General features: G+C 68.9%; 21 protein-coding genes and 1 pseudogene. 12 read left to right on the forward strand and 10 right to left on the reverse strand.

The genetic code is table 11. The features are described from left to right. Positions 1–36: 36 nt before the first annotated feature. Positions 37–816, reverse strand: coding sequence for a PE family protein (locus MTAB308_RS00850; protein WP_077096969.1), 780 nt, complete (start codon positions 814–816; stop codon positions 37–39). A gap of 324 nt (positions 817–1140) precedes the next feature. Here MTAB308_RS00850 and MTAB308_RS00855 point away from each other — a divergent pair, with 324 nt between their 5' ends. Then, complete coding sequence (locus MTAB308_RS00855) at positions 1141–2382, forward strand: lipase family alpha/beta hydrolase (RefSeq protein WP_077097397.1); 1242 nt, start codon at positions 1141–1143, stop codon at positions 2380–2382. Here the strand turns inward: MTAB308_RS00855 and zwf are convergent. Further along, positions 2379–3878, reverse strand: a complete 1500-nt coding sequence (gene zwf / locus MTAB308_RS00860; protein WP_077096971.1) for a glucose-6-phosphate dehydrogenase — start codon at positions 3876–3878, stop codon at positions 2379–2381. The two genes, MTAB308_RS00855 and zwf, sit on opposite strands and share 4 nt — an antisense overlap. 164 nt (positions 3879–4042) lie before the next feature. Here zwf and MTAB308_RS29175 point away from each other — a divergent pair, with 164 nt between their 5' ends. Beyond that, a complete protein-coding gene (locus MTAB308_RS29175; RefSeq protein ID WP_173842098.1) occupies positions 4043–4213 on the forward strand; it encodes a hypothetical protein in 171 nt (56 codons plus the stop codon). 10 nt (positions 4214–4223) lie between these two features. On the opposite strand, the gene MTAB308_RS00865 is transcribed toward MTAB308_RS29175, so the two are convergent. Continuing rightward, on the reverse strand, positions 4224–5054 hold the full coding sequence (locus MTAB308_RS00865) for an LLM class F420-dependent oxidoreductase (protein WP_077096973.1): 831 nt from the start codon (positions 5052–5054) through the stop codon (positions 4224–4226). Positions 5055–5219: 165 nt separating this feature from the next. Between MTAB308_RS00865 and MTAB308_RS00870 the strand changes: the two genes are divergently transcribed. Next, positions 5220–5804, forward strand: a complete 585-nt coding sequence (locus MTAB308_RS00870; RefSeq protein WP_077096975.1) for a TetR/AcrR family transcriptional regulator — start codon at positions 5220–5222, stop codon at positions 5802–5804. After that, positions 5801–6082 carry a hypothetical protein gene (locus tag MTAB308_RS00875; RefSeq protein WP_077096977.1) on the forward strand — a complete coding sequence of 94 codons (282 nt, stop codon included), beginning with the start codon at positions 5801–5803 and terminating at the stop codon, positions 6080–6082. Before MTAB308_RS00870 ends, MTAB308_RS00875 begins: the two co-directional genes overlap by 4 nt. Here MTAB308_RS00875 and MTAB308_RS00880 read toward each other — a convergent pair. Further along, complete coding sequence (locus MTAB308_RS00880; RefSeq protein WP_077096979.1) at positions 6049–7563, reverse strand: FAD-dependent monooxygenase; 1515 nt, start codon at positions 7561–7563, stop codon at positions 6049–6051. The two genes, MTAB308_RS00875 and MTAB308_RS00880, sit on opposite strands and share 34 nt — an antisense overlap. 279 nt (positions 7564–7842) lie before the next feature. On the opposite strand from MTAB308_RS00880, the gene MTAB308_RS00885 reads away from it, so the two are divergent. Beyond that, complete coding sequence (locus MTAB308_RS00885; protein ID WP_077096981.1) at positions 7843–8841, forward strand: GGDEF domain-containing protein; 999 nt, start codon at positions 7843–7845, stop codon at positions 8839–8841. Positions 8842–8893: 52 nt separating this feature from the next. On the opposite strand, the gene MTAB308_RS00890 is transcribed toward MTAB308_RS00885, so the two are convergent. The 5 genes from MTAB308_RS00890 to MTAB308_RS00910 form a co-directional block, all read right to left on the reverse strand. Next, positions 8894–10141, reverse strand: coding sequence for an HNH endonuclease signature motif containing protein (locus tag MTAB308_RS00890; RefSeq protein WP_077096983.1), 1248 nt, complete (start codon positions 10139–10141; stop codon positions 8894–8896). 52 nt (positions 10142–10193) lie between these two features. Further along, the gene (locus tag MTAB308_RS00895) at positions 10194–11114 is read right to left on the reverse strand and encodes a lytic transglycosylase domain-containing protein (RefSeq protein WP_077096985.1); all 921 of its coding nucleotides are present in this window, start codon (positions 11112–11114) and stop codon (positions 10194–10196) included. Then, positions 11104–12063 carry a DMT family transporter gene (locus MTAB308_RS00900; RefSeq protein WP_342744134.1) on the reverse strand — a complete coding sequence of 320 codons (960 nt, stop codon included), beginning with the start codon at positions 12061–12063 and terminating at the stop codon, positions 11104–11106. The genes MTAB308_RS00895 and MTAB308_RS00900 overlap by 11 nt, the downstream gene beginning before the upstream one ends. Positions 12064–12144: 81 nt before the next feature. Further along, positions 12145–13725 (reverse strand): PecA family PE domain-processing aspartic protease, encoded by a 1581-nt coding sequence (locus tag MTAB308_RS00905; protein ID WP_077096989.1) that lies wholly within the window; start codon positions 13723–13725, stop codon positions 12145–12147. Positions 13726–13894: 169 nt separating this feature from the next. Further along, positions 13895–15508, reverse strand: coding sequence for a PecA family PE domain-processing aspartic protease (locus MTAB308_RS00910; protein ID WP_077096991.1), 1614 nt, complete (start codon positions 15506–15508; stop codon positions 13895–13897). A 170-nt stretch (positions 15509–15678) separates the two neighbouring features. Here MTAB308_RS00910 and MTAB308_RS00915 point away from each other — a divergent pair, with 170 nt between their 5' ends. The 7 genes and pseudogenes from MTAB308_RS00915 to MTAB308_RS00945 all read left to right on the forward strand — a co-directional run bounded on the left by MTAB308_RS00915 (position 15679) and on the right by MTAB308_RS00945 (position 21474). Next, the gene (locus MTAB308_RS00915; protein ID WP_077096993.1) at positions 15679–16452 is read left to right on the forward strand and encodes a class I SAM-dependent methyltransferase; all 774 of its coding nucleotides are present in this window, start codon (positions 15679–15681) and stop codon (positions 16450–16452) included. A gap of 45 nt (positions 16453–16497) precedes the next feature. After that, positions 16498–17169 carry a cutinase family protein gene (locus MTAB308_RS00920; protein ID WP_077097004.1) on the forward strand — a complete coding sequence of 224 codons (672 nt, stop codon included), beginning with the start codon at positions 16498–16500 and terminating at the stop codon, positions 17167–17169. Between the two features lie 41 nt (positions 17170–17210). After that, positions 17211–17861, forward strand: coding sequence for a DUF1345 domain-containing protein (locus tag MTAB308_RS00925; protein ID WP_066912886.1), 651 nt, complete (start codon positions 17211–17213; stop codon positions 17859–17861). Positions 17862–17879: 18 nt separating this feature from the next. Then, positions 17880–18428: a thioredoxin family protein gene (locus MTAB308_RS00930; protein WP_077097006.1), complete on the forward strand. Its 549-nt coding sequence runs from the start codon at positions 17880–17882 to the stop codon at positions 18426–18428. A gap of 164 nt (positions 18429–18592) precedes the next feature. Beyond that, on the forward strand, positions 18593–18808 hold the full coding sequence (locus tag MTAB308_RS00935) for a ferredoxin (RefSeq protein ID WP_077097008.1): 216 nt from the start codon (positions 18593–18595) through the stop codon (positions 18806–18808). Further along, a pseudogene (locus MTAB308_RS00940) lies at positions 18805–20212 on the forward strand (NAD(P)/FAD-dependent oxidoreductase). Before MTAB308_RS00935 ends, MTAB308_RS00940 begins: the two are co-directional and overlap by 4 nt. Beyond that, entirely contained in the window at positions 20212–21474 is a 1263-nt protein-coding gene (locus MTAB308_RS00945; protein WP_077097010.1) for a cytochrome P450, read from the forward strand. Before MTAB308_RS00940 ends, MTAB308_RS00945 begins: the two are co-directional and overlap by 1 nt. Positions 21475–21480: 6 nt before the next feature. Here the strand turns inward: MTAB308_RS00945 and MTAB308_RS00950 are convergent, their stop codons facing one another. Next, positions 21481–22293: an MOSC domain-containing protein gene (locus tag MTAB308_RS00950; protein ID WP_077097399.1), complete on the reverse strand. Its 813-nt coding sequence runs from the start codon at positions 22291–22293 to the stop codon at positions 21481–21483. Between the last annotated feature and the right edge of the window lie 5 nt (positions 22294–22298).

Below are 22298 nucleotides of genomic sequence, written 5' to 3' on the forward strand. Positions count from 1 at the left end.
TGGCCGAGCCCGGAAGGTCAGGGGGTAGTGGCCCGGCTAGAAAAGCACGGGCGGGAGGTTCGCGAACAGCGGAATAACGCCGAACTGGGTTCCTTGGAAGAAGAACTCCAAACCGAAGGTGGTGAACGACCCGCCGGTGATCTGGCCCAAAGCGTTTCCGGTCACTGAAATTGCCTGGTAGCCGACCGGCGTGAGCCCACCTATGGTTGCCCCGAAGCCGCTGGGACCGGCGTACTCGCTCCCGGTCGCCGACAACCACGTCAGGGGGCCCAACGGGGTGTTCAGGGTCCCCGTGCCATTCACGGCCAACCCGACGCCCGCGCCGCCGGGCGCAGCGAACGGGATCCCACTGAGGGATAACGACCCGACTTGGCCAAACGGACTGTTCAGGATCACCGATTCCACCACGCCGGTGGCGCCCCCGCTTATCGCGACCTGCAGCGGGCCGAAACTCTGGCTGAACGTTTGAGCCGGGCTGGCGGCTGCCGCACCGGTACTCGCCGTATTCACCGCGTTTAGCACCGTTTGCCGGGCATTCGCGGCTTCGGTGCTCACATATTGCGCGGCCCCGCCATTCAACAGGTTCACGAATTCGTCGTGAAAGGTCGCCGCCTTGGCGCTGAGCGCCTGGAATTCTTGACCACGCATACCGAAAAGCGCCGTCACGGCCGCCGACACCTCATCGGCGGCGGGCGGCGCTATCGCGGTCGTCTGACCAGCCGCCGCCGCGGTCGCGCTGCGCAGTGCAGCGCCCAGATTCTCTAAGTTCCCGCTGGCTGCTGACACCAGGTCCGGTGCGATGCTCAGCAACGACATAACCCCGCCCTCCACCGAATAGTCGCGAACGCCGAGACATTTGGCGATCGGCAAATGGTAACAGCCGGTGATCCGTCGGGAGCCGAATTAGCGTTTGTTGATTGGTCGTGTCAGCCGGCGCCGAGTTGCGCCACTGCCGGTAACAAACTGGATTGCGTCAACAATTGCTGTCAATTTCCCGAAAATGAGCTTTCTCGGTTTGTAAGGCGGCTTTATCCAGGTCGTCGAAGGCTTCGATCGCCCGGCCCTCAACGATGTAGTGTCGCCGCGGGCTAAGGCGGGCCCGGAGTGGGAACCCTGGGTGGGAACAGGGAGGAGCAGCTCATGCAGGGACAGGAGATCCGATCACTCTCCGACCTCGCCGGTGAGGGCACCCGGGTGCTCACCAGCCTGGTGCGCGACACGCACGGCGGCATCGCGCGGCGGGTTTTCAGCTCTATCGGCCCGGTGGCCAAACCAGTGGAGGTCGTCCACAACACGACCGCCGCGGCGACCTACCACGCCGTCGATCGCGCTCTTCGGGCCGCGCTGCGCGGGGCCGGTGCGCTGGCCGCCGAGGCGCGCGGCCGCGACGACGACGAGACCGTCGAGTCAGACCCCCGGGTGGCCGGTTTCGTCGCCGCGCTCAACGGGATCTACGGCGATGAGCTGACCAACCGCGGCAACGGTTTCGCGCTGAAGATGCAGATACGCCGCCACGGCAAACCCGTCGCGATAAACGCCACCGACGTCGCGGAGGCGTTCCCGCAAGCCACCGGGCGGATCGCGGTGTTCGTGCACGGCTGGTGCATGACCGAACGGTCGTGGTGGCGACGGCCGCGCGACGGCGAGGAGGTGAGCCCGTACGGCGCCCGTCTGCGCGGCGAGCTGGGATTCACCCCGGTCTACCTGCGCTACAACACCGGACTGCACATCTCCGACAACGGGAAATCCCTTGCCGCCCTGATCGATCGGCTGCGGACGCTGTGGCCGGTTCCCGTCGAAGAGATCGCGCTGATCGGTCATTCGATGGGCGGCCTGGTGGCGCGCAGCGCGTGCCACTACGGAACCCAGCACCACCACGGCTGGCCCGACGCCGTTCGCCACGTCGTCTGCCTCGGTTCCCCGCACCTGGGAGCCGATTTGGAGAAGGGCGTCCACGCCGCGTCCTGGGCGCTCGCCCGGCTGCCCGAGACCAAAGGCCTGGCCTCGTTCCTCAACGCCCGCAGCGTGGGCACGAAGGATTTGCGGTACGGCGCCCTGCTCGACGAGGACTGGAGCGAGTGCGACCCCGACGAGTTCCTGCGCGACCGCTGCAACGAGGTGCCGTTCCTGCCCCATGCCGTCTACCACTTCGTGGCGACGACCGCGGGCCCGGGGCCGGTCGGGGCCGTGCTCGGCGACCGCCTGGTGCGCCCCCACAGCGCATCCGGGAAGGGCAAGTCGCGCCGGATTCCGTTCGACCCGGACCACGGGCTCACGCTGACCGGCCTGCACCACTTCGACCTGCTCAATCACGCTCAGATCTATGCGAAATTGCGCGAGTGGCTGGGCCAGTCGCCCGAGCCGGCGGAGCCCACCGGCTAGTCCTTCTTTTCGCGCCACTCCCGCTCGAACGGCAGCCGCCAGGCGTTGGGCGCGATCAACTGGTGAATCGCGTTGGGGCCCCACGTGCCGGCCTGATACATCTTGGCGGCGGGCGGATCGTTGAGCAGGTCTTCCGAACGCTCCCACAGTGATTCGATGCCCTCGGCGGTGTTGAACAGCGTGTGATCGCCACGCATCGCATCGAGGATGAGCCGCTCATAGGCCTCGAGCACATCGGCGGCGGTGTCGATCTCCTGCGAGGAGAACTGCATGGACAACTTGTCGAGCTTCATGCCGGGACCCGGACGCTTGCCGTAGAACGACAGTGAGACCTTCGAGTTGTCGGCAAGGTCGAACGTGAGATGGTCGGGGCCTTGGGTGCCCACGCCCGATCCGGGCGGAAACATGGTTCGCGGAGCCTCTTTGAAGGCGATCGAGATGATGCGGATGCCCTCGGCCATCTTCTTGCCGGTGCGCAGATAGATCGGCACGCCGGCCCAGCGCCAGTTGTCGATGCCGACCTTGAGCGCGATGAACGTCTCGGTGTCGGAATCCTTGGCCACCCCCTTCTCGTCGCGGTACCCGCTGTACTGGCCGCGCACCACGTTGGACGGCTTGATCGGCAGCATCGACCGGAACACCTTGTTCTTTTCCTCGCTGATGGCGAAAGGCTCGAGTGCGGTCGGGGGCTCCATCACCACGAACGCCATGACCTGGAACAGGTGCGTCACGACCATGTCCTTGTAGGCGCCGGTCTCTTCGTAAAAGTCCGCCCGCTGGTCCAGCCCCAGGGCCTCGGGAATGTCGATCTGGATGTGGTCGATGAAGTTGCGGTTCCAGATCGGCTCGAACAGCCCATTGGCAAAGCGGAACGCCAGGATGTTCTGGGCGGCCTCTTTGCCCAAGAAGTGGTCGATGCGGAAAATCTGGGATTCCTCGAACGTTTCGTGCACGAAGTCGTTGAGCGCCACGGCGCTGGCCAGATCGGTGCCGAACGGTTTCTCCATCACCACCCGCGAGCGCTCGACGAGCTTGGCGTCGCGCAGCATGGTGATGACGGCGCGCGCCGCCTTCGGCGGGACCGACAGGTAATGCAGCCGGCACACGTTGGGCCCCAGATTGTTCTCGGCCTCGGCGACCGCGGCGGCGAGCGCCTCGGGCCCGGCGGACTGTGGGACGTAGGTGATGATCTTCGCGAAGTTGGCCCACTGTTCGTCCGTGAGCTTGTGCGTGCCGAACGAATCGATTGCGTTCTTGGCGAGTTCGCGGAATTCGTCGTCGTTGAGGTCTTCGAGCGACGTCGCGACGATCTGGATGTCGGGGGCAAGCTCGGACTGGTCCAGGTAGGCCAGGCCGGGGATCAGCTTGCGTTTGGCCAGATCCCCCGTCGCCCCGAAGAGGACGATGACGTGGGGGTCGAGTGCTTCGGCTTCATGGCGGCGCGGGCGTTTCTCCGGCGCCGGGTACGAGATCGTTTGCGGTTTCTTGGTGGCCACCCTTGCGATACTTCCATCGCCGCGCCGTGTGTGCAGCCCCGCGACGCGTCCGGTTGATGTTGTCCCAGTCCCCATTCCCCCGCGGCGTGGTTACCAATCGCGAGGCTGGGTATGGAATAGCGACGGGTACCGCGGCCCGACCGTGATCGGCAAGGGAAAGCGATATGACGAACCCCGACAAAGACCCCGTGAGCCACGCCCAGCAGCTGGAGGACATCGTCGACGAGCTCGGCGAGAAGGTCGCCAATGAGCGGGAGGCGGAGGACGTTCCCGGCAAGCCCAGCGAGCGGGAACACGCCGCCACCCGCGGCACCAAGGAGGAGCCGCCGGACTAGCTGTAACGGGCTATCGATCGCGCCAGTTGAGCATCGTCTCCAGTTCGGAGAAGTCGTAGCCGTTGCCGTCCGGGTGGATCTCGGTGGTGAACAGCGTGACCCCCTCGTCGACGAAGGCGTCGGCGGCCGCGGCGTCCGTCCAGGCAATTGCCCGTTCGATGGCGGCCTCGTCGCGTCCGGCCTCGGAGGCCAGTTGCTTGAGGAGATCGTTCTTGCGACGAAATTCGTCGATTGGCTCGAAGCTGTGCCAGATGTCGGCGTGGCGCGCAGCGATGGGAATGGTCCGCCGCTCGCCGCCGCCGCCGATGAGGATCGGGATGTGCCGCACCGGGCCGGGCGTCAGGTGGGCGAGCCGGTGCTCGATGCGCGCCAAGCCTTCGTCGAATTGGTCCATCCGGGTTCGCACGCTGCCGTAGTCGTAGCCGTAGACGGTGAAGTCCTTCCAGTACCAGCCCGCCCCCACCCCCAGAATCAGGCGGCCTCCGCTGATGTGGTCGACCGTGCGTGCCATGTCCGCGACCAGGTCGGGGTTGCGGTAGGGCATGCCGGTGACGAGCAGGCCGATCTCGGCTCGGCTGGTGATCTCCGCCCAGGACGCCAGGGCCGTCCAGCCCTCGAAGTTGTTGACTTCCGGCTGTTCATCGTGCAGGTGCGGGACACCGTCGACGATGTCGACGAACGGCTTGTGGAAGTGGTCGTAGCCGAAGATGGCGTCGGCGCCGAGTTCTTCGGCGTGCAGCACAGCCTGTCGCCACGTCCGGTAGTCGGGAGTCCCCCCGGGCCACAGCTGAACGCCGATCCTCACGTGGCTGGGCCTAACCCCGCTGGCTGAGTCGGTCATCTTTGCCTTTCATCGTGGTCTGCAAGCCGATCTTGGCCTGCTGGCCGGGCACGTGCACTACCAACTGAGCGAACGCGCGGTTCCTTCCCGCCTTGACCGCCGGCCTCGCTGCCCCTATCGTCGAAGCCAAGTGTACGAAACCGTTTCGTTCATCGGAGGGGCCGAGTGGTTCGGGGAGAGGCGCGCACCGACGCGATCCTGGATGCGGCCCTCGAGCTGATGGCGGCCACCGGCTACGACCGGCTCACCATCGACGCGGTCGCGTCGCGAGCGGGCGCCAGCAAGGCGACGATCTACCGTCGTTGGCCCGGCAAGCCCGAGTTGGTGCTGGCGGCGCTGTCGCGACACGGCACGGCCGCGACCGCGGAACTGGATACCGGTGATCTCCGCGGCGACCTGGCTCAAGCGATCATTCAGATGCGCGACAGCCTCGCGTCGCAAGATGGCGCGTTGATCTTGGGTCTGCTCAACGCGATGCGCGACAACGGCGAGCTTGCCGAGCATGTCCGCGGTCAGGTCTTGAGCGCGAAGCGATCGGTCATCGGCGGGCTCGTCGCGCGCGCGATCGAACGCGGCGAGCTGCCGGACCGGGCCGATCACGAGCTGGCGTCGGAGATCGCCTCCGCGCTGGTCTTCACGCGCATCCTGGTCACCGGCCAGGCGCTCGACGACGCCGAGATCGCGCGGATCGTGGACGCGGTGGTGATGCCCGTGCTCACGCGCGATGCGAAAGGCCGCCAGAAGTCATGATCCCGACGCTTGCGCTCGCATTCCTGGGCGGCTTGCTGGCCGGCAACGCCATTCCCCATTTCGTGCGTGGCATCACCCGGCAGCGTTACCCGAACGCGTGGGGCGGTGGCCCCGTCCCCAATGTTGTTGCGGGATGGGCCGGTTTAGTGCTCGCCGCGGTGACGCTGCACGCCGCATTTCACGGGCGGGAGCCACTGTGGCCGTTTTGCGCAACGGCGCTCGGGGTCCTGCTGATCGGGCTCTTTCACGCCGGGCCCGGCGCGTTCGGGCGGCGTTGAGCGTCCCCGAACCACGCGGTGAGCGCGTCGGCGAGTCCGGCCTCGGTTCGCTGCCCCACCCAGGCAACGTATCCGTCGGGCCGGATCAGCGCGGCGGTTGGCGCGGGCACGGCGCCAATCGCCGGAAGTTCCCATTCACCAACATATTTCGCGTCAAGCAACCGGACTCGATCCGTCCACGGCGTGGCGTCGAACTCGCCGAGCGCACCGAGGTTGAGGAGCACCGGCCGCGCGTCGCGCAGCAAGCTGGACACCAGCGTCGGGCCGTCGGCGGTCAGCACCTCAAGGTCGGGCATGCGGCGCCCGAGCAGCGGGTGCCCCTCGCCGAGGTCGTAACGGATGTCCAGGCCAGACATCATCGCGCCGAACCGTCTGCGCGGCTCGTCCATGCTGAGGAGCTCGGACACGCTGTCGCGCAACGCCTTCAGCCGGTCATCCGGGCGGAGCAGCGTCATTTGCGCCATCGCGTTGCGCAGCACGCGCGCGCCCACCGGGTGCCGTTCGGCGTGGTAGCTGTCGAGCAGCGCGTCGGGCGATATCCCCTTGACCACTTGGGCCAGCTTCCATCCCAGATTCACCGCATCCTGCACGCCGGTGTTGAGCCCTTGCCCACCGATCGGGTGATGCACGTGTGCGGCGTCGCCGGCCAGCAGGACCCGCCCCGCGCGATAGGCCTCCGCCTGTCGCGCCATGTCGGTGAACCGCGAAATCCAACGGGGACTGTGGATCCCGTAATCGGTGCCGTATACGGCGACGAGCGCCTCGCCCAGCTCGCGGAGGGTGGGCTCACCGGTATCGCCCACCTGCCGCTCGGTCACCATGACCCGCACCGGGCCCCGATCCTCCGGCGTGCTGAGCGAATGGACGCCGAGGCCGTCGTGGCGGATGCCCCATTCCGGCTCGCTGTCGCTCGCCATTTCGACCTCGGCGAGCAGGTAGCTCGTTGTCGGATCCCAACCCGGGAAGGCGATGCCGACGGACTTGCGGACCGCGCTGCGTCCGCCGTCGCACCCGACGACGTAGCGGGCGCGCAGGGAGCGGCCGTCGGATAGCGCCACGTCGACGCCGGTGTCGTCTTGGGCGACGGCGGTCACCTCGCGTCCGCGATAGATCGGCACCGTCAGCTCGTCGACCCAACCGGCCAGGATCCGCTCGATGTGGGTCTGCCAGAGCGCGAGCCCGTAGGGGTGGCGGCTGGGAAAGTCGCTGATATCCAATCGAATCTGGGCAAACCCCGCGACCTGTGCCACTTGACCCTCCGCGAGGAACCGGTCGGCGATCCCGCGCTGATTGAGGACCTCGATGGTGCGCGAGTGCAATCCGCCCGCCCGCGCGCCGATCAACTCCCGGCTGGCGCGCCGCTCGACGATCGCGACGTCGACCCCCGCCAGCGCCAACTCGCCGGCCAGCATCAAGCCGGTCGGGCCTGCCCCGGCGATCACCACCGCGTGCCTTCCCTCCGCCGCTGACAACGCGCTCATTTCGCAAACCCCCGATTCGCTCCGATTCGCTCCGATTCCGGCTTCGACCAGCGATTTTGAGGCATGACCCCGGTCTTGCCGCAAGCCCCCGGGTGCGTAATATGTTGAAGTGGGACGGATTAAAACGTCCCTTTCTTTTGCGGACATTGCTCGACCCATCCATTACCGTTCAGATGACAATTGGCGGCTCCTCCGCACAGCCGCATCTGACCAGAGAGTGACGGAATGGGTCTTCGCCTCGCAGGCCCCTTCGGCCGTCGGGTCGCTCGCCGACCCCAATTGCGGCTGCGCGCCGATTCGGGAAGCGGCTTTTACGCCGCACACCAGGTTCGGCTGCTCCGGATCTATCTGGGCACCACCACGTTCCTCTATACCTACGGCGTGGTGTTCACCACTGTGTTTCCGATCCGCCACGGGCTGGCCAAGGGGAATCCGGTCGGGGGCATCGTGGCGATCGCCCTCGGGGTGGCGGCGCTGGTGTGGCTCGCTGTCCGGCCCGACAAAACCGCGCCGGCGACGGCCGTGGCGATCGTGGCCACCCCCATCGTGATGGCGTTCCATGTCGCGATCAGCGCCGAGTTGGCCTGCCTGATCGCGCCGATGTTCCTGGCGATGTACCTGCGCGCGTTCTACTCACCGCGCCGCGGGGTGCTGTTGGTCGGCGTGCTCACGCTGGCATCGGTCGCTGCCCTGGCCGTCTCGCACACGGCCAGGCTGTATATCGACTACCTGATCTTCGTCGTCGCGATCGTCGGGGCCGCCGAGTCCTTCGGATTGGTGACGCGCAGCCTGGTCGCGGCCGCCTGCACCGATCCCCTCACGGGCCTGCTGAATCGGGCCGGCTGGGAGATCGCCACCGCCGACCTGCTGGCGCGCGCCCGTTCGTCAGCGGCCACGGTCACCGTCATCGCGCTCGACATCGACAACTTCAAACGGATCAACGACACCGACGGACACGTCGCCGGGGACGAACACCTGATCAGCCGCGCCAGCGTGTGGCGAAAAGTGGCTCCGGCCAACGCCGTTCTGGCCAGGCTCGGCGGCGACGAATTCGCCGTGTGCATCGCGGAGCGCGCGGGCCGGACGCCGACGGCGGCCGAGCGGTTCGTCGCCGGCGTGCGGCTGCACACCCCGGGCACCAGCGTCGGCGCCGCGTCGGCACCGGGTGAAAGCGCGGATGTCGCCGCGCTGTTCGCCGAAGCCGACGACGATCTCTACGCTGCCAAGCAGAAGAGGTCTCCGGAACCCTGGGATCCGGATCTACGCCACGCGCTGTAGATCCGACCTTCGGCAGATACGAAATCGTCTATACCTCAACCAGTTTCAGCGCCTAGTTGTTGTTTGGTGGCGGTTGGGGTTGGAAGGGGTCGTACCACCACCAGTCGGCGCGCTCGCCGATGGGCCCGGGGTATGGCGGGACGGCGGGTGGAGCCTGGGTGGGTGGGCGTGCGAGTGATCCGCGCTGCAGGGGTTGCCCGTCGCTGTCGGTGACGGTGAGAGCGTCTGCGGGTCCGGTGATGGTGATGTGGCCTTGGTGGTGCAGGCGGTGGTGATAGGGGCAGACCAGGACCAGGTTGGCCAGCTCGGTGAGCCCGCCGTCTTCCCAGTGCCGCAGGTGGTGGGCGTGCAGGCCGCGGGTGGCCCCGCAGCCGGGGACCGCGCAGCCGCGGTGGCGGTGCTCCAGGGCTCGGCGCAGCCGCCGGCTGATCGCTCGGGTGGTTCGGCCGGCGCCGATGGGCTGGCCGTCGCGTTCGAACCAGACTTCACAGGTGGCATCACACGTCAGGTATTGGCGTTCAGCCTCGGTGAGCAGTGGACCCAGATGCAGGGCAGCGGCGCGCTGGGCGACGTCGAGGTGCACCAGCACGGTGGTGTGTTGCCCGTGCGGGCGGCGGGCCGCTTCGGCGTCCCAGCCGGCCTCGACCAGCCGCAGGAACGCCTCGAGGGTGCCCGGCAGCGGCGGCGCCACATCGGATGCGCGGTCTTCGTCGCCGCGGTCGTGTTTCCACTCGGCGATCAGCGCCTCGCGGTGCGAGGCCAGCGCCGCGTCGAACTTCGCCGCATCCACATGGGGAAGCCTGATCCGCCAACACGTCACCTCCTCGCCGCGGGTCTTGGTGATCGATGCCTCCGGTGGCGGCCCCGACTCGAGTTCGGGTCGCGGCTCGAGGTTGACGGCGGTGCGCAGCTGGCTGACCGTGGCGACCGCGGCAAGTTCGGCGTAATGCTTATCGGATCCCTGCCCGGCGCGCGCGGCGATGGTCCCGACCTGATCCAGCGACAGCCGCCCCTCCCGCAGGCCCGCCGCGCACCGCGGAAACTCCCCCAGCCGACGCGCCACCGTGGTGATCGTGTGGGCGTTGGCCGACGACGAGCCCAGCTTCCAGGCCAGCAGCGCCGCCACCGACCGAGCCCCCGTGGACCCGCACAGCTCGTCGCGCTCCATCTCCGCGGCGATCTCCACGATGCGCCCATCGATGGCGTTACGCTGACCGGCCAACTCCGCCAAGTCCTCGAAAAGCACCTCCAGGCGCTTCTTATGGTTCACCCCCAACGGAGACGACGCGACCGACGACATGACCCCATCGTCACAGCGGGGTACGACAAATCCCGGCCGCACGAGGGCCGGGTTATTGCGGATGGCTCGCCACGTAGTCCGCGGCAGGGATCGGCGACGTCGCGGCGTAGCCGATCGGCAGCAAGACGTCGCCCGCGGTCGTGCGGCAGTAGACGTCCCACCGGTAGTACGCGCCGAACGTCGACGGATCGGCGGCCATCAGCGCCGCGTATTGGTCGACCGCGCGGACGTATTCGTTCGCGTGGTTGTACTGGTAGATGGCGTGATCACGGTCGCTGGCAAAACCGTTGGCCGCCAGGTAGCGCCCGGCCGCCATGATGCTGTCTCGGGGTGAGTCGATGTCGCCGCCCTGCCCGTAGCTGGCGAACGTCGCGGGCAAGAACTGCATCGGGCCGTGCGCGCCGGCGGTGCTGACGCCGACGATGCTGCCGAGCCGGGTTTCGATGAGGTTGATCGCGGCCAGGTAGTTCCACCCGACGCCGGAGTCCGCCTCCGCCTGGTGGTAGTAGCCCAGCAGCTCGTCGGCCGGGGCCGGCGGCTCGATGCGCCACGCGGGCAGCGTGTCCCGCACGGGCGTCATGGCGGTCAGCTGCCGGCGGGCGTCGACGTTGCGGTCGTAGACATCGAGCAGCGGCGCCGGGATGCGCGGCCGTGTGGTCGCATCCCATTCGGGGTGTCGCCCGATGGCGCGATAGGCAGCCTGCTGGCGCTTGGCCGCCGCCGTCAGCGCGGGCTCGGCCGTCGACGGGTCGCGCAGCGCGTGCTCGTCGGCGACCAGGTCGTCGGCCAGCTGGGCGGGGTCGGACGCCAACTGCGGCTGCGCGCCCTCGGGCATGCGGGGCGCATCGGCCAGCACGGTGGTAGGGGCCAACCCCGTCGCGCCCGCCGCGGCGCCTGCCTGGCCGGCCCCGGCGAGCGCGAGCCCGATCGCTGCCAGGACCAGGGGCGCGGCGCCTGCACGGTTACGGCTCATAACGTTCACCTCGGTCCGGTCCGAGTCGGGGTACGTCAACGTTAGCGACACCGGCGGCCGCCAGCGGGGGCACCCGCGAGGACGGGGACGGCCGCCGCGTCGCCGCATTGACGTCGGGCGCCTCACCGCGGCCCAGGGCGGTGGCCGACACCACCATCGCCAGGACCGCGACGGTGAGCACCGGCGCCGCCGCGCCGCGCACCGCCACATGCTCCCCGAGCACCACCACCCCGAGAAGCACGGCGACGACCGGCTCACCCACCAACATGATCGGCACCGACGCCTGCAGTGCGCCGGCATGAAATGCCGATTGCTGCAACACCGTTAGCGCTACGGCCAACGCCACCAGCACATAAGGGGCCGGGACGGTCATGAGCCCGTGCCAGCCGCCGATGGCAAAACGGTGGGTGCAGATCTTGGTCAGCACGGCGACCATCCCCAGCAGGACCGCGACGGGGATCGCCAGGAGCATGGCACGCCCGCGCCCGGCGGTGCGACGGGCCGCGACCACGCACACCGCCACCAGCGGCACGGTCATCAGCAGCGCGAGCGTCCACGCCGGTACGGGTGGCCGGTTGTGTCCCTCGCGGGGCTGTCCGACGAGCACGAACACCGCCAGCGCGGCGGTCAGCACGGCCGCCCAGCCCCACTCGGCCCAGCTGATGCGTTGGCGGGAGAGCCTGGCGCTCATCGGCAGGGCGAACAGCAGCGAGGACACCAGCAGGGGTTGGACCAACAGCAGCGATCCGTGCGCCAGCGCCAGCGCTTGAAAGACGTAACCCGCGACGGCGGCGAGGGTGCCCGCCCACCACAACCGATCGCGTAGCACGGTTGTCGTCACCGCGGTTGACATGGCGTCGTCAGCGGGAACACGCTGGGCGACTCGCTGCCGAATCACGATGCCCAGCGCGGCCCAGAACGCGGCGAGCAACGCTGACACGATCGCCACCGCGTGCAGCGTGACCCACCCCATGACCCTGCAGGTACCCCCGGTCTCGGTGAGGCAAAACGCTGCGCGACGAGCGATCGGTCACTGGTAGAAGGTCGTCGTCCCGACGCCACCGGGGCTGTAGGAGATGTACACCGGGTGTTCCAGGAAGGGCAGGGCCCCGGTGTTCATGATGTACGGCGACGGTGTCGGGAAGTACGTCCCGTCGTAGAGGTAGGAGTACAGCAGCGCGCCGTTGGGGGCGAAGACGCTGATGAGCTCTCCCGGTACGGCATTGAGGCCCGTGGGTATGGTCCCTTCCACGCCACCGGAATCGATGACCGCGTTCACCGAATATTGCGGGAATACCGCGCCGAGCGGCCCGGTGCCGATTTCCAGGGTGGCGATCGGCGACCCGGAGAACGTGGCGATCGGGTTGAGGTTCGTCGGCGGCGCGCCGAACTGCAGATACGGGTGCTGCCCGGTTTCGTTGATCAGCAGGCCGGAGTTGTAGGGCGCGGGCAATGCCTGGGTGGCGATGCTCGGGCCCGGTCCCCCGGCGTTGGGGCCGACACCCAAGACGCCGCCCGCACCGTCTTGAGCAAAGTAGGACTGGAACGTGAGGCCGTGGTTCATTGCCGCGGAAATGGATGCCGGCCATGCGAAAAGTTCGATGTCGACGGGCGTCCGCGAGGTGACGAGCCCGCCGCCGAAATTCACCGGCGCGTTATACGTCGCGTACAAATAGTTGATTCCCCCGCTGTAGCCGCCGATGCCGAAACCGCTGGGCAGGCCGAGCTGAAGCGTTCCCAGTAATCCCCCGGCGTTTTGGAATGGGATCACGAGGCCGGTGGACCCGGTATCGACCAGCAACGGCACCGGTGCCCCGCCGCCCACGGAGGCGTTCACCAACGGTTCCGCGCCGCCGTAGAGGGTCAGCGGGGCGGTCGCCGTCCCGCCGCTGACGGTGCCGCCGAGGCCCGGTGCCGGCGCCGTGCTGATCAGCGGGCGGCCGAACAGAAACTCGGTGGGCCCGTTGATCGCGGCGATGGCGTACTGCTCGAGAGCCCCGAGTCCCGGGCTGCTGGCCGCGGGGGCCAGTGAATTCAGCGCTGCGCCAACGGGAGTGGCGGCGGCCGCGCTCGACGCCTGGGCCGGCAGACCGCGCACCGCGGCCGACCACGAGGTCAGTTGCGACGCCGCCGCCGACACGCCGCCGTGGTAGTCGACCATCGCGGCGACGTCGGTGGCCCACATCTGCTCGTAGTCGGATTCGGCGGCGGCGATCGCGGGTGCGTTCTGCCCGAACAGGTTTGAGACGAGGAGCTGCACCAGCTCGTTGCGGTTGGCGCTCACCAACGCGGGATGCACGGTGGCGACGACGGCGGACTCGAAAGCGCTCGCGATCGTCTGGGCCTGCGCGGCGGCCGATTGCGCTTGCGCCGCAGCGCGACTCAGCACCCCCGTGTATTGCGCGGCGGCCGTCACCATCGCCGTCGAGGCGGCCCCCTGCCAGGCCTCGCCGGCCAGGGCTGAGGTGATCGACGAAAACGACTGCGCCGCTGAGCCCAACTCGGCGGCCAACCCGTCCCACGCCGTCGCGGCGGCCAGCATTGGCGCCGAGCCCGCGCCCGCGTACATGAGCATCGAATTGATCTCCGGCGGCAAGACCAAAAAGCTCATCCCCGATGTCCTTCCCCTCCGCGCCCGGCCCGATTGACTGGAGAACGGCGTCGACCGGTACGGCAGACTCTAGGAAATGGCCCGGGCGCCGACCTGAAAATACACCCTTCCGCCAACGGAATTCGGCTGTGCGCGAGTGGCATTTCGCCGGCAACGGCGACGCCTCAGATCAGTCGTAAATGGTCGAGGTGTTGTTGCCGAAGTTGACGTACACCGGGTGCTCATCGAAAATCAGGTTCCCGGTGTTCATCAACCCGCTCGAGATCGGCGTGGGGAAGTAATCCGAGTTGTAGGTGTACGAGTACAGCAGGTGCGTGCCGGTGCTGTCGTAGACCTGAATTAGCTGCCCGGGTGACGCGCCAATGCTCGCCGGGAGCGTCCCTTCCACACCGCCGGAGTCAACGATCGACGAAACGGTTTGCATCGGTCCACCAGCGACGCTCACCTCCAGGTTGGTAATGGGCGATCCGTTGAGCGTTGCCAACACTGGGTGCCCTTGGATTGTCGGCTGAGCACCGAACTGCAGGTAAGGGTTGGCCACGGTTTGGTTGATCAGCAGGCCCTGGTTGTAGGGCGACGGCAGCGCCTGCAGCGGGATGCTCGGGCCCGGGCCTCCCGCGTTCGGTCCGACACCCAGGACGCCGGACGCCCCGTCGGTCGCGAAGAAGGACTGGAACGTCAAGCCGCTGTTCATCGCGGACTGGATGGACACCGGCCAGGCGAAGAGTTCGACGTTGACGGGGGTCGACGAGGTGACCAGGCCGCCGCCGAAATTCACCGGGGCGTTGTAGGTGGCGTAGACGTAGTCCAGTCCGCCGCTGTAGCCGCCGATCCCCAGGCCGTGCGGAATGCCGAGTTGGAGCAATCCCAACAGTCCCCCGACCTTGGTGAAGGGGACGACGAGGCCCGTGGACCCGGTGTCGACCAGCAACGGCATACCCGACCCGGTGCCCACGGAGGCGTTCACCAGCGGCTCGGTGCCGCCGAAGATCGTCAGCGGAGCGGTTGCCGTCCCGCCGGTAATCGACCCGCCCAGCGGCGCGGCCGCCCCGCCGCCGATCAGGGGGAAGCCGAACAGCAGGTCGGTGGGCGCGTTGATGATGTTGACGGCGTAGTGCTCGACCTGGGCGACGACGTTGGTCGCCTCGTTCTCGACGCCCCCGAGCAGCCCCACGATGGGGTTGGCGGCCGCCGGGGTGGCCGGGCTCAGGGCCGCGGCCGCGGGGCTGGCGGCGATCGCGGCGGTGGCCTGGGCGGGCAGGCCCTGGAGGGCCGACGACCAGGACGACAGCTGGGCCGCCGCGGCCGAAACCCCGCCGTGATAGCCCACCATCGCCGACACGTCCTGGGCCCACATCTGCTCGTACTGGGCCTCGGCCGCGGCGATCGCGGGTGCGTTCTGCCCGAACAGGTTCGAGAACACCAGCTGAATCAGCTGACTGCGGTTGGCGGAGACCAACGCGGGGTGCACGGTGGCGGCCAGGGCGGACTCGAACTCGCCGGCCACCACCTGGGCCTGGGCCGCGGCGGTTTGCGCTTGCGCCGCCGCCGCGCTGAGCACTCCGGTGTACTGCGCCGCGGTCGACAGCATCGCCGCCGAGGCGGCCCCCTGCCAGGCGTCGCCGGCGAGCCCGGCGGTGATCGACGAGAACGACTGCGCAGCCGAACCCAATTCGGTGGCCAGCCCGTCCCAGGCCGCGGACGCGGCCAGCATCGGCTCGGGGCCGGCGCCCGCATGGAGTAGTGCCGAGATGATCTCTGGCGGCGACGTCAGGAAACTCATCCCCCGGTGTCCTTCCCCTCTACCCCACAACCACGTCTGATACCGGGGACGGGCAGCTCACGCCACAGGCCGGTATGCCGACTCTAGGAAACTCCGGCCCGAAATTCTCGGTATTTACCAAACGTTTCCACGCCAGCGGTCGTGAGCGGCACGGCGACTACGGTGGCGTTGTGACCGATCGCCAAGAGCGCGCGATGTCCTTCGGGTCGATCGCCGAGGACTACGACGGGCTGCGGCCGCAACCCCCGCGGGAGGCGGTGCGCTGGCTGGTGCCCCCCGGTTGCGGCGTGGCCGTCGACGTGGGCGCGGGCACCGGGCTATTCACCCGCACCCTGGTCGGTAACGCGGCCCAGGTCATCGCAGTCGAACCCGATGCGCGCATGCGGAGTGTGCTGGCCGCGCGATCCCCCGGCGTCCGTGTCGTCGAGGGCCGTGGCGAGTCGATCCCGCTTCCCGACGCGTCGGCGGACGCCGTGTTCGTCTCGTCGGCGTGGCACTGGATGGACCACGAACGGGCCGTTCCGGAGATCGGCCGGGTGCTGCGCGACGGCGGCCGGCTCGGCCTGGTCTGGACAAGCCGCGACCGCGAGGTGGATTGGGTGCGCAACCTCGACCACCAGCCCGGGGAGGAGGACGATGCCGCCGCGGCCGAGGTGGCCGCGCGGGTACGCCGGCGCCTGGACGTCGTCCTTCCGGAGCCGCCGATCTTCCACCACATCGCCCGTGAGAGGTTCCGATTTGTCCGGACCATGACGGTCGAGGACGCCGTCGCGATGCTGGGCACCTACAGCAGGGTGATCGTCGCGTCCCCGGACGACCGCGCGCGGCGGCTGGCCGAAGCGCGCGCCACGTTGGCGGCGCGGTTCCCCGGGGCCGACGTGATCGACATCCCCATGCGGGCGCGTTGCTGGCGCGCCGACCGGATCGCGCGCGGCGAGCTCTAAGGCCCGCATGCGTCGCCGCCGCCGACGGTGTGTCAGCATTTGGAAATGAATTCACGCAGCCTTGCCCGCATCGTTGGAGTTTCGGCCGTGACGGCGTGGGCGGCGCTGAGCGCACCTTTCGCCGCCCCGGCCGCGTCCGCCGACCCCTGCACCGACGTCGCGGTGGTCTTCGCGCGCGGCACCCATCAGGAACCCGGCCTTGCCAACGTCGGGCAAGCATTCGTCGACTCGCTCACCGCACAGCTCGGCGGGCGGTCCATCAGCGCCTATGCCGTCAACTACCCGGCCAACGACGACTACCACAACAGCGCCACGGCCGGCTCCAACGACGCCAGCGCACACATCCAGGACGTCGCCGCCAGCTGCCCCAACACCAAGATGGTGCTCGGCGGGTACTCGCAGGGCTCGACGGTAATCGACCTGGCCAGCCAGACGCTGCCCGCCCCGGTGGCCGACCACGTCGCCGCCGTCGCCCTGTTCGGCGAGCCCACCAGCGGTTTCTCCAGCATGCTGTGGGGCGGCCAGCCGCTGCCCACGATCAGCCCCGCGCTCGTCGGCAAGACGATCAGCCTGTGCGCCCCCGACGACCCGATCTGCTCCCCGGGCGGCAACATCATGTCGCACATGTCCTACATCGACAACGGGATGGTCAACCAGGCCGCGACGTTCGCCGTCAACAAGCTCGGGCAGGCGCCGCCACGGCCCCAGAACGGCTAGTTTCGTCCGGGCACGCTTCCGATGATGCTTAGGTCGGAAGTGTGAAATCCCTCGTGGCGTTGTCCCGCGATACGGTCGCGGTCCGGATCCTGGTAGCCGCGGTGCTCGGTGTTGCCGTCGCCGTCACGGTCGGCAACACGGTCGGCTGGCGGTTCGCCCTGATCGGCTGGGTCGTCACCGCCGGCGTCTATGTCGGATGGACCTGGCTCCTCCTCGCCGGCATGGACGCCGACCAAACCCGCGCCTATGTGACCCGCGAGGACCCGACCCGGTGGGTCGCCGACGCGGTCATCGTGTCGGCGAGCGTCGCGAGCCTCGCCGGCGTCGGCTACGTGGTGGCGGCGGGGTCGCACTCCGGCCCCAAAGCCGTACTGGCCGCCCTGCTCGGAATCGCGGCCGTCGCGGCGTCCTGGTTTTCGGTGCACACCCTGTTCACCGTGCACTACGCGCGGCTCTACTACGTCGACGAACCGGGCGGGATCAACTTTCACGACCCCGAGCCGCCCCGGTTCCGCGACTTTGCGTACGTGGCCTTCACTGTCGGCATGACCTATCAGGTGTCGGACACCGAGATCGGGCTGACGTCGATCAGGGCCACGGTGTTGCGGCAGGCGCTGCTGTCCTACCTCCTCGGCGCGGTGGTGCTGGCCGTCACGATCAATCTGGTTGCGGGGCTGGGCTCCAAGCTATAGCGGGCTAGTCTGGCCGGTATGGCCATCGAGTCCACCATGCTCGCCCTCGGCACCCCCGCGCCGACGTTCTCGCTGCCCGATCCGGCCACCGGGGCCACGGTCAGCCTCGACGACCTGACGGGCCCGGCGCTCGTCGTCACGTTCATCTGCAACCACTGCCCGTACGTCAAGCACGTCGCCGCCGGGCTCGCCGCGCTGGGCCGCGACCTCGCGGACAAGGGCGTCGCGATGGTCGGCATCTCCAGCAACGACGTCGTCACCTACCCGCAGGACGGGCCCGAGCAGATGGTCGCCGAGGCCCGCGCTCACGGCTGGACGTTCCCGTACCTCTACGACGAGACCCAGGATGTCGCCCGCGCCTTCTCCGCGGCGTGCACGCCCGACACGTTCGTCTTCGACGGCGAGCGCCGGCTCGTCTACCGCGGCCAACTCGACGACTCCCGCCCGGGCAACGACAAGCCGGTGACGGCGGCCGATGTCCGCGCGGCCGTCGACGCCGTGCTCGCCGGGCAGCCGGTCGACCCCGATCAGCGGCCGTCGATCGGGTGCGGCATCAAGTGGCGCTGAGCCGGTAGGTCGCGGCGATCCCGGTTTGGCCGGGGCTGGGCTCTGCGGGTGACCGACAGCGCCGCCGGCCGGGCGAATTCCGGCGACGGCTGTCGCGGCCCGCCCCGGCCAAGTACTGTGCGCGCGAGGGGCGTCAGGTAGCCCACGGGCGAAAGGCTCGGGACATGCGGTTGGTGGTCGATCTCAACAAGTGCCAGGGCTACGCCCAATGCGTGCCGCTCGCGCCCGAGGTGCTCGAGATGGTCGGCGAGGAGGCTCTGGCCTACGACCCCAACCCCGACGACTCCCAGCGCCAGCGCGTACTGCGCGCGGCGGCGTCCTGCCCCGTGCAAGCCATCGTCCTGGAGCTCGATCCGCCGGCCGACCGAGACACCCGATGACGGCCGCTTCGCTCGTCGGCCGGCTCGTCGATGCGTTCAAGGCCGAGGGCCGCATCGTCATCGTGGGGGCGTCGCTGGCCGGCCTGCGGGCGGCGGAAGCCTTGCGGGAGAAAGGCTTCCGTGGGCCGCTCACGATCATCGGCGACGAGCCGCACGAACCCTACGACCGGCCGCCGCTGTCCAAGCAGGTCCTCAAGGGCTGGGTGCCCGCTGATCACACGAAGCTCCCCCGCCTGCGTCCCGTCGACGCCGACTGGCGGCTGGGCGTGGCGGCCGTGGGCCTGGACCGGTCCAACCGCCAGGTGCTGCTCGCCAACGGCGAGAAGGTGGACTACGACCGCCTGCTGATCGCCACCGGAACCAGGGCGCGCCCATGGTTCAACGCGCACGAGGCCGCCCTGCAGGGGCTGTTCACGGTGCGCACGTGCGACGACGCCGCGCGGCTGGCCGCCGCGCTCCGGGAGCGACCGCGCCGCGTGCTCATCGTCGGATCGGGGTTCGTCGGCTCCGAAATCGCCTCGGTGTGCCGCGATCTCGACCTTGCCGTGACCGTGGCCGAGCGCGGCAAGGCGCCCCTGACCGGCGCGCTCGGCGGCGTGATCGGCGACATCGCCGCCCGGATGCAGCTCGACGCTGGGGTGGACCTGCGCACCGGCGTAGCCGTGGAAGCCCTCGACGGAGACGCCGACGACCACGTCCGCCGGGCCCGCCTGTCGGACGGCACCGTGCTCGACGTCGACGTGGTGGTGGCCTGCCTGGGCTCGATCCGCAACGTCGAATGGCTCGACGGCGCGCAGCTGGCGAGCGGGTTCTGGGGGGTGGCGTGCGACGCCGGGTGCCGCGCGTTCGACATCAACGGTGTGGTGACCGACAACATCTTCGTCGCCGGCGACGTGGCCCGCGCCCCGCACGTCCTCTACGAATACGAGTTCATGTCCCAAGAGCATTGGGACAACGCGGTTTTCGGCGCAGAGGTGGCGGCCAACAACATGATCAGCCTGGAGATGGGACGGCGGCCGCACCTGCCGCTGCCGTCGTTCTGGTCCGGCCAGTTCGGCGTCAACATCAAGAGCGTCGGGGTGTGCTCTTTCGGGGACGAGATCGTGTTCACGCAGGGCTCGCCCGCGCAACGCCGGTTCGCGGCGGCCTACGGCTACCGCGGCCGCATCGTCGGGGCGGTGACGTTCAACCACGGCAAGTGGCTGCCGTACTACGCGTCGCTGATCGAGCGGTCCGCGCCGTTCCCGCCGCCCCCGCCCGGCTACGACCGCCCCGTCATCTTCGAGCCGATGCCGGCCCGGTTCGTTCCCCGACCCCCGCGAACCGACCGCCATTCCCGACGTGGTGCTGACCGGACATGACCCCACCTCTCGCGGTGCGGAATTCCGCCCCAGGAGCCGATGATGGACGCCGAAACCGCTTGGGCCGAGGCGATGAAGTTCGAGAACCGCCCCAACCCGTACCCCTTCTTCCGGGAGCTACGCGAAACGCCGGTGGCCAAGGTCTCCGCCGACACCTACGTCGTCACCGGCTACCGCGAGCTGCTCGCGTTGGCCCACGACCCGCGGGTCAGCTCCGACATCCGCCGAAGCCCGGCGGGCCTGGGCGGCGAAAAGCCCGCTGCCGGCAGCGAACACATGGAGGCCTACGGCCGCTTTCCCAGCATCATCGTTTCCGACCCGCCCGATCACGACCGGGCCCGCCGCCAGGTCATGCGCCATTTCGGTCCGCCGCACTCACCCGACCTGATCCCGGGGATGGAGCCGTTCGTCGTGCAACTCGCCAACGAGATGCTCGACCGGGTGAAGGCGCGCGGCAAGACCCGCCTGGATGTGGTGGAGGACTTCGCCTACCCGATACCCGTTGCGGTCATCTGCAAGATTCTCGGCGTGCCGGTCGAGGACGAGCCGACGTTTCACGGCTGGATCTTCGACTTCATGATGGGCAGCGACCTCGGCCCGGAGGGCGCCACCGAAGAGGGCCGGGCCCTGGCCGAAAGGGGCCGCGCCGGCACCGCCGCATTGCAGGACTACCTGGGCGGCCTGGTGCGCAAGTACGCGCAAACACCGGGCGACGGCCTGCTGTCCAAGCTGCTGCACGACGACGGGCCCGACGGCCCGATGTCGGTGCAGGAGACGACGTCCAACGCCATGCTGCTGTTGGTCGCCGGTCACGACTCCACCGTGAACACCATCACCAATTGCGTGATGACGCTGCTGCGCAACCCAGGCTCCTGGGATCTGATGCGACAGCGCCCGGAACTGATCCCGCGCGCCATCGAGGAGGTGCAGCGGCTGCAGTCGGCGGTGCAGTTCTTCCCGAGCCGCAGCGCCACCGCGGACATCGAGATCGGCGGGACGCTGATCCCGGCCGGGTCGGCGGTGCACCTCGTCTACGCGGCGGCGAATCGGGATCCGCGGCGCTTCGACAACCCGGACCGCTTCGATCCGCTGCGCGAGGACAACGAGCATTTCGGTTGGGGCAGCGGCATTCACACCTGCATGGGCGGCCCGCTGGCGCGCCTGGAGGTCAACCTGGCGCTGGAGACCTTTCTGCGCCGCGTCGAATCGCCGAAGCTGGTCGTCGACCCGCCGCCGTATCGGCACAACCAGGTGTTCCGCGGGCCGCGACACCTGTGGGTCGACTTCGCAGGGGTCGCCGACTGAAAGCCGCTATGGCCCTAGGGTGACGGGGTCGCCGACGCGAATGACGCCCGCCGACAGCACTTCGAGGTACGCGCCCGCGCACGGCTGCGGACCGTGACCGCCGGTGTCCCAACGATTCTCGGCCGCGGGCGTGCGGAGCGCCTGCGGGGCTCGGGGTAACGGCCCGTGCTCCAGCGTGGGCACCACGCACCGTGATGTGGAACTCAGGGCCCGCAGTCGCGCCTCCCCCGCCACGAGTTCCCTTCCGATCCAGTCGCTTTCGCCATAAGGCGGGTAGCCCGGTGGCGTCGCGATCACCAGGTTCGGCCGGTAGCGCAGCGCCTCGACGCCGATGTGGTCGAGGGTGGCCGTGGTGATCGCGTGCAGCGGGGCCTCGTCGGTGAACGAGTCACCCGGGGTCGCCTGAGCGATCTCGAGGATACGGCCCCCGACCTCGGCGTCGGATGCGTCCAACCCGAACTCCAGTAGCTTCTCCGGATCCGGGCGTTCCAGCGTCGCGCCGGCCGGGCGCTGCCTGACCAGCCGGACCGTCCGTCCCAGCAGCCGCGACAGCGTGTCATCGACGACGGGGTCGTCGGACACCAGGTTCGTCCCGTCCGGTAGCTCGATGCGCACCCGCCCGGTGTCCGCGCTGGCGGTGCACTTCAGCAGCCCGCGCCAAAGTCGCGCCTGTTTGGCGCTCGCCACGTGCCCGGTCTCGGTGTCGATCAGGGCCAGTCGCCGATCGCCCTCGGCCCCGCCCTCGTCGACGAACAGGCTGTCCACGCTCTCGCCGAGCATCGACTTCACCGGGTACCGGCGCAAACTCTCCACCCGCATCTGCA

Origin of the sequence: Mycobacterium terramassiliense, from assembly GCF_900157385.1 — a bacterium.
Taxonomy (GTDB): Bacteria; Actinomycetota; Actinomycetes; order Mycobacteriales; family Mycobacteriaceae; genus Mycobacterium; species Mycobacterium terramassiliense.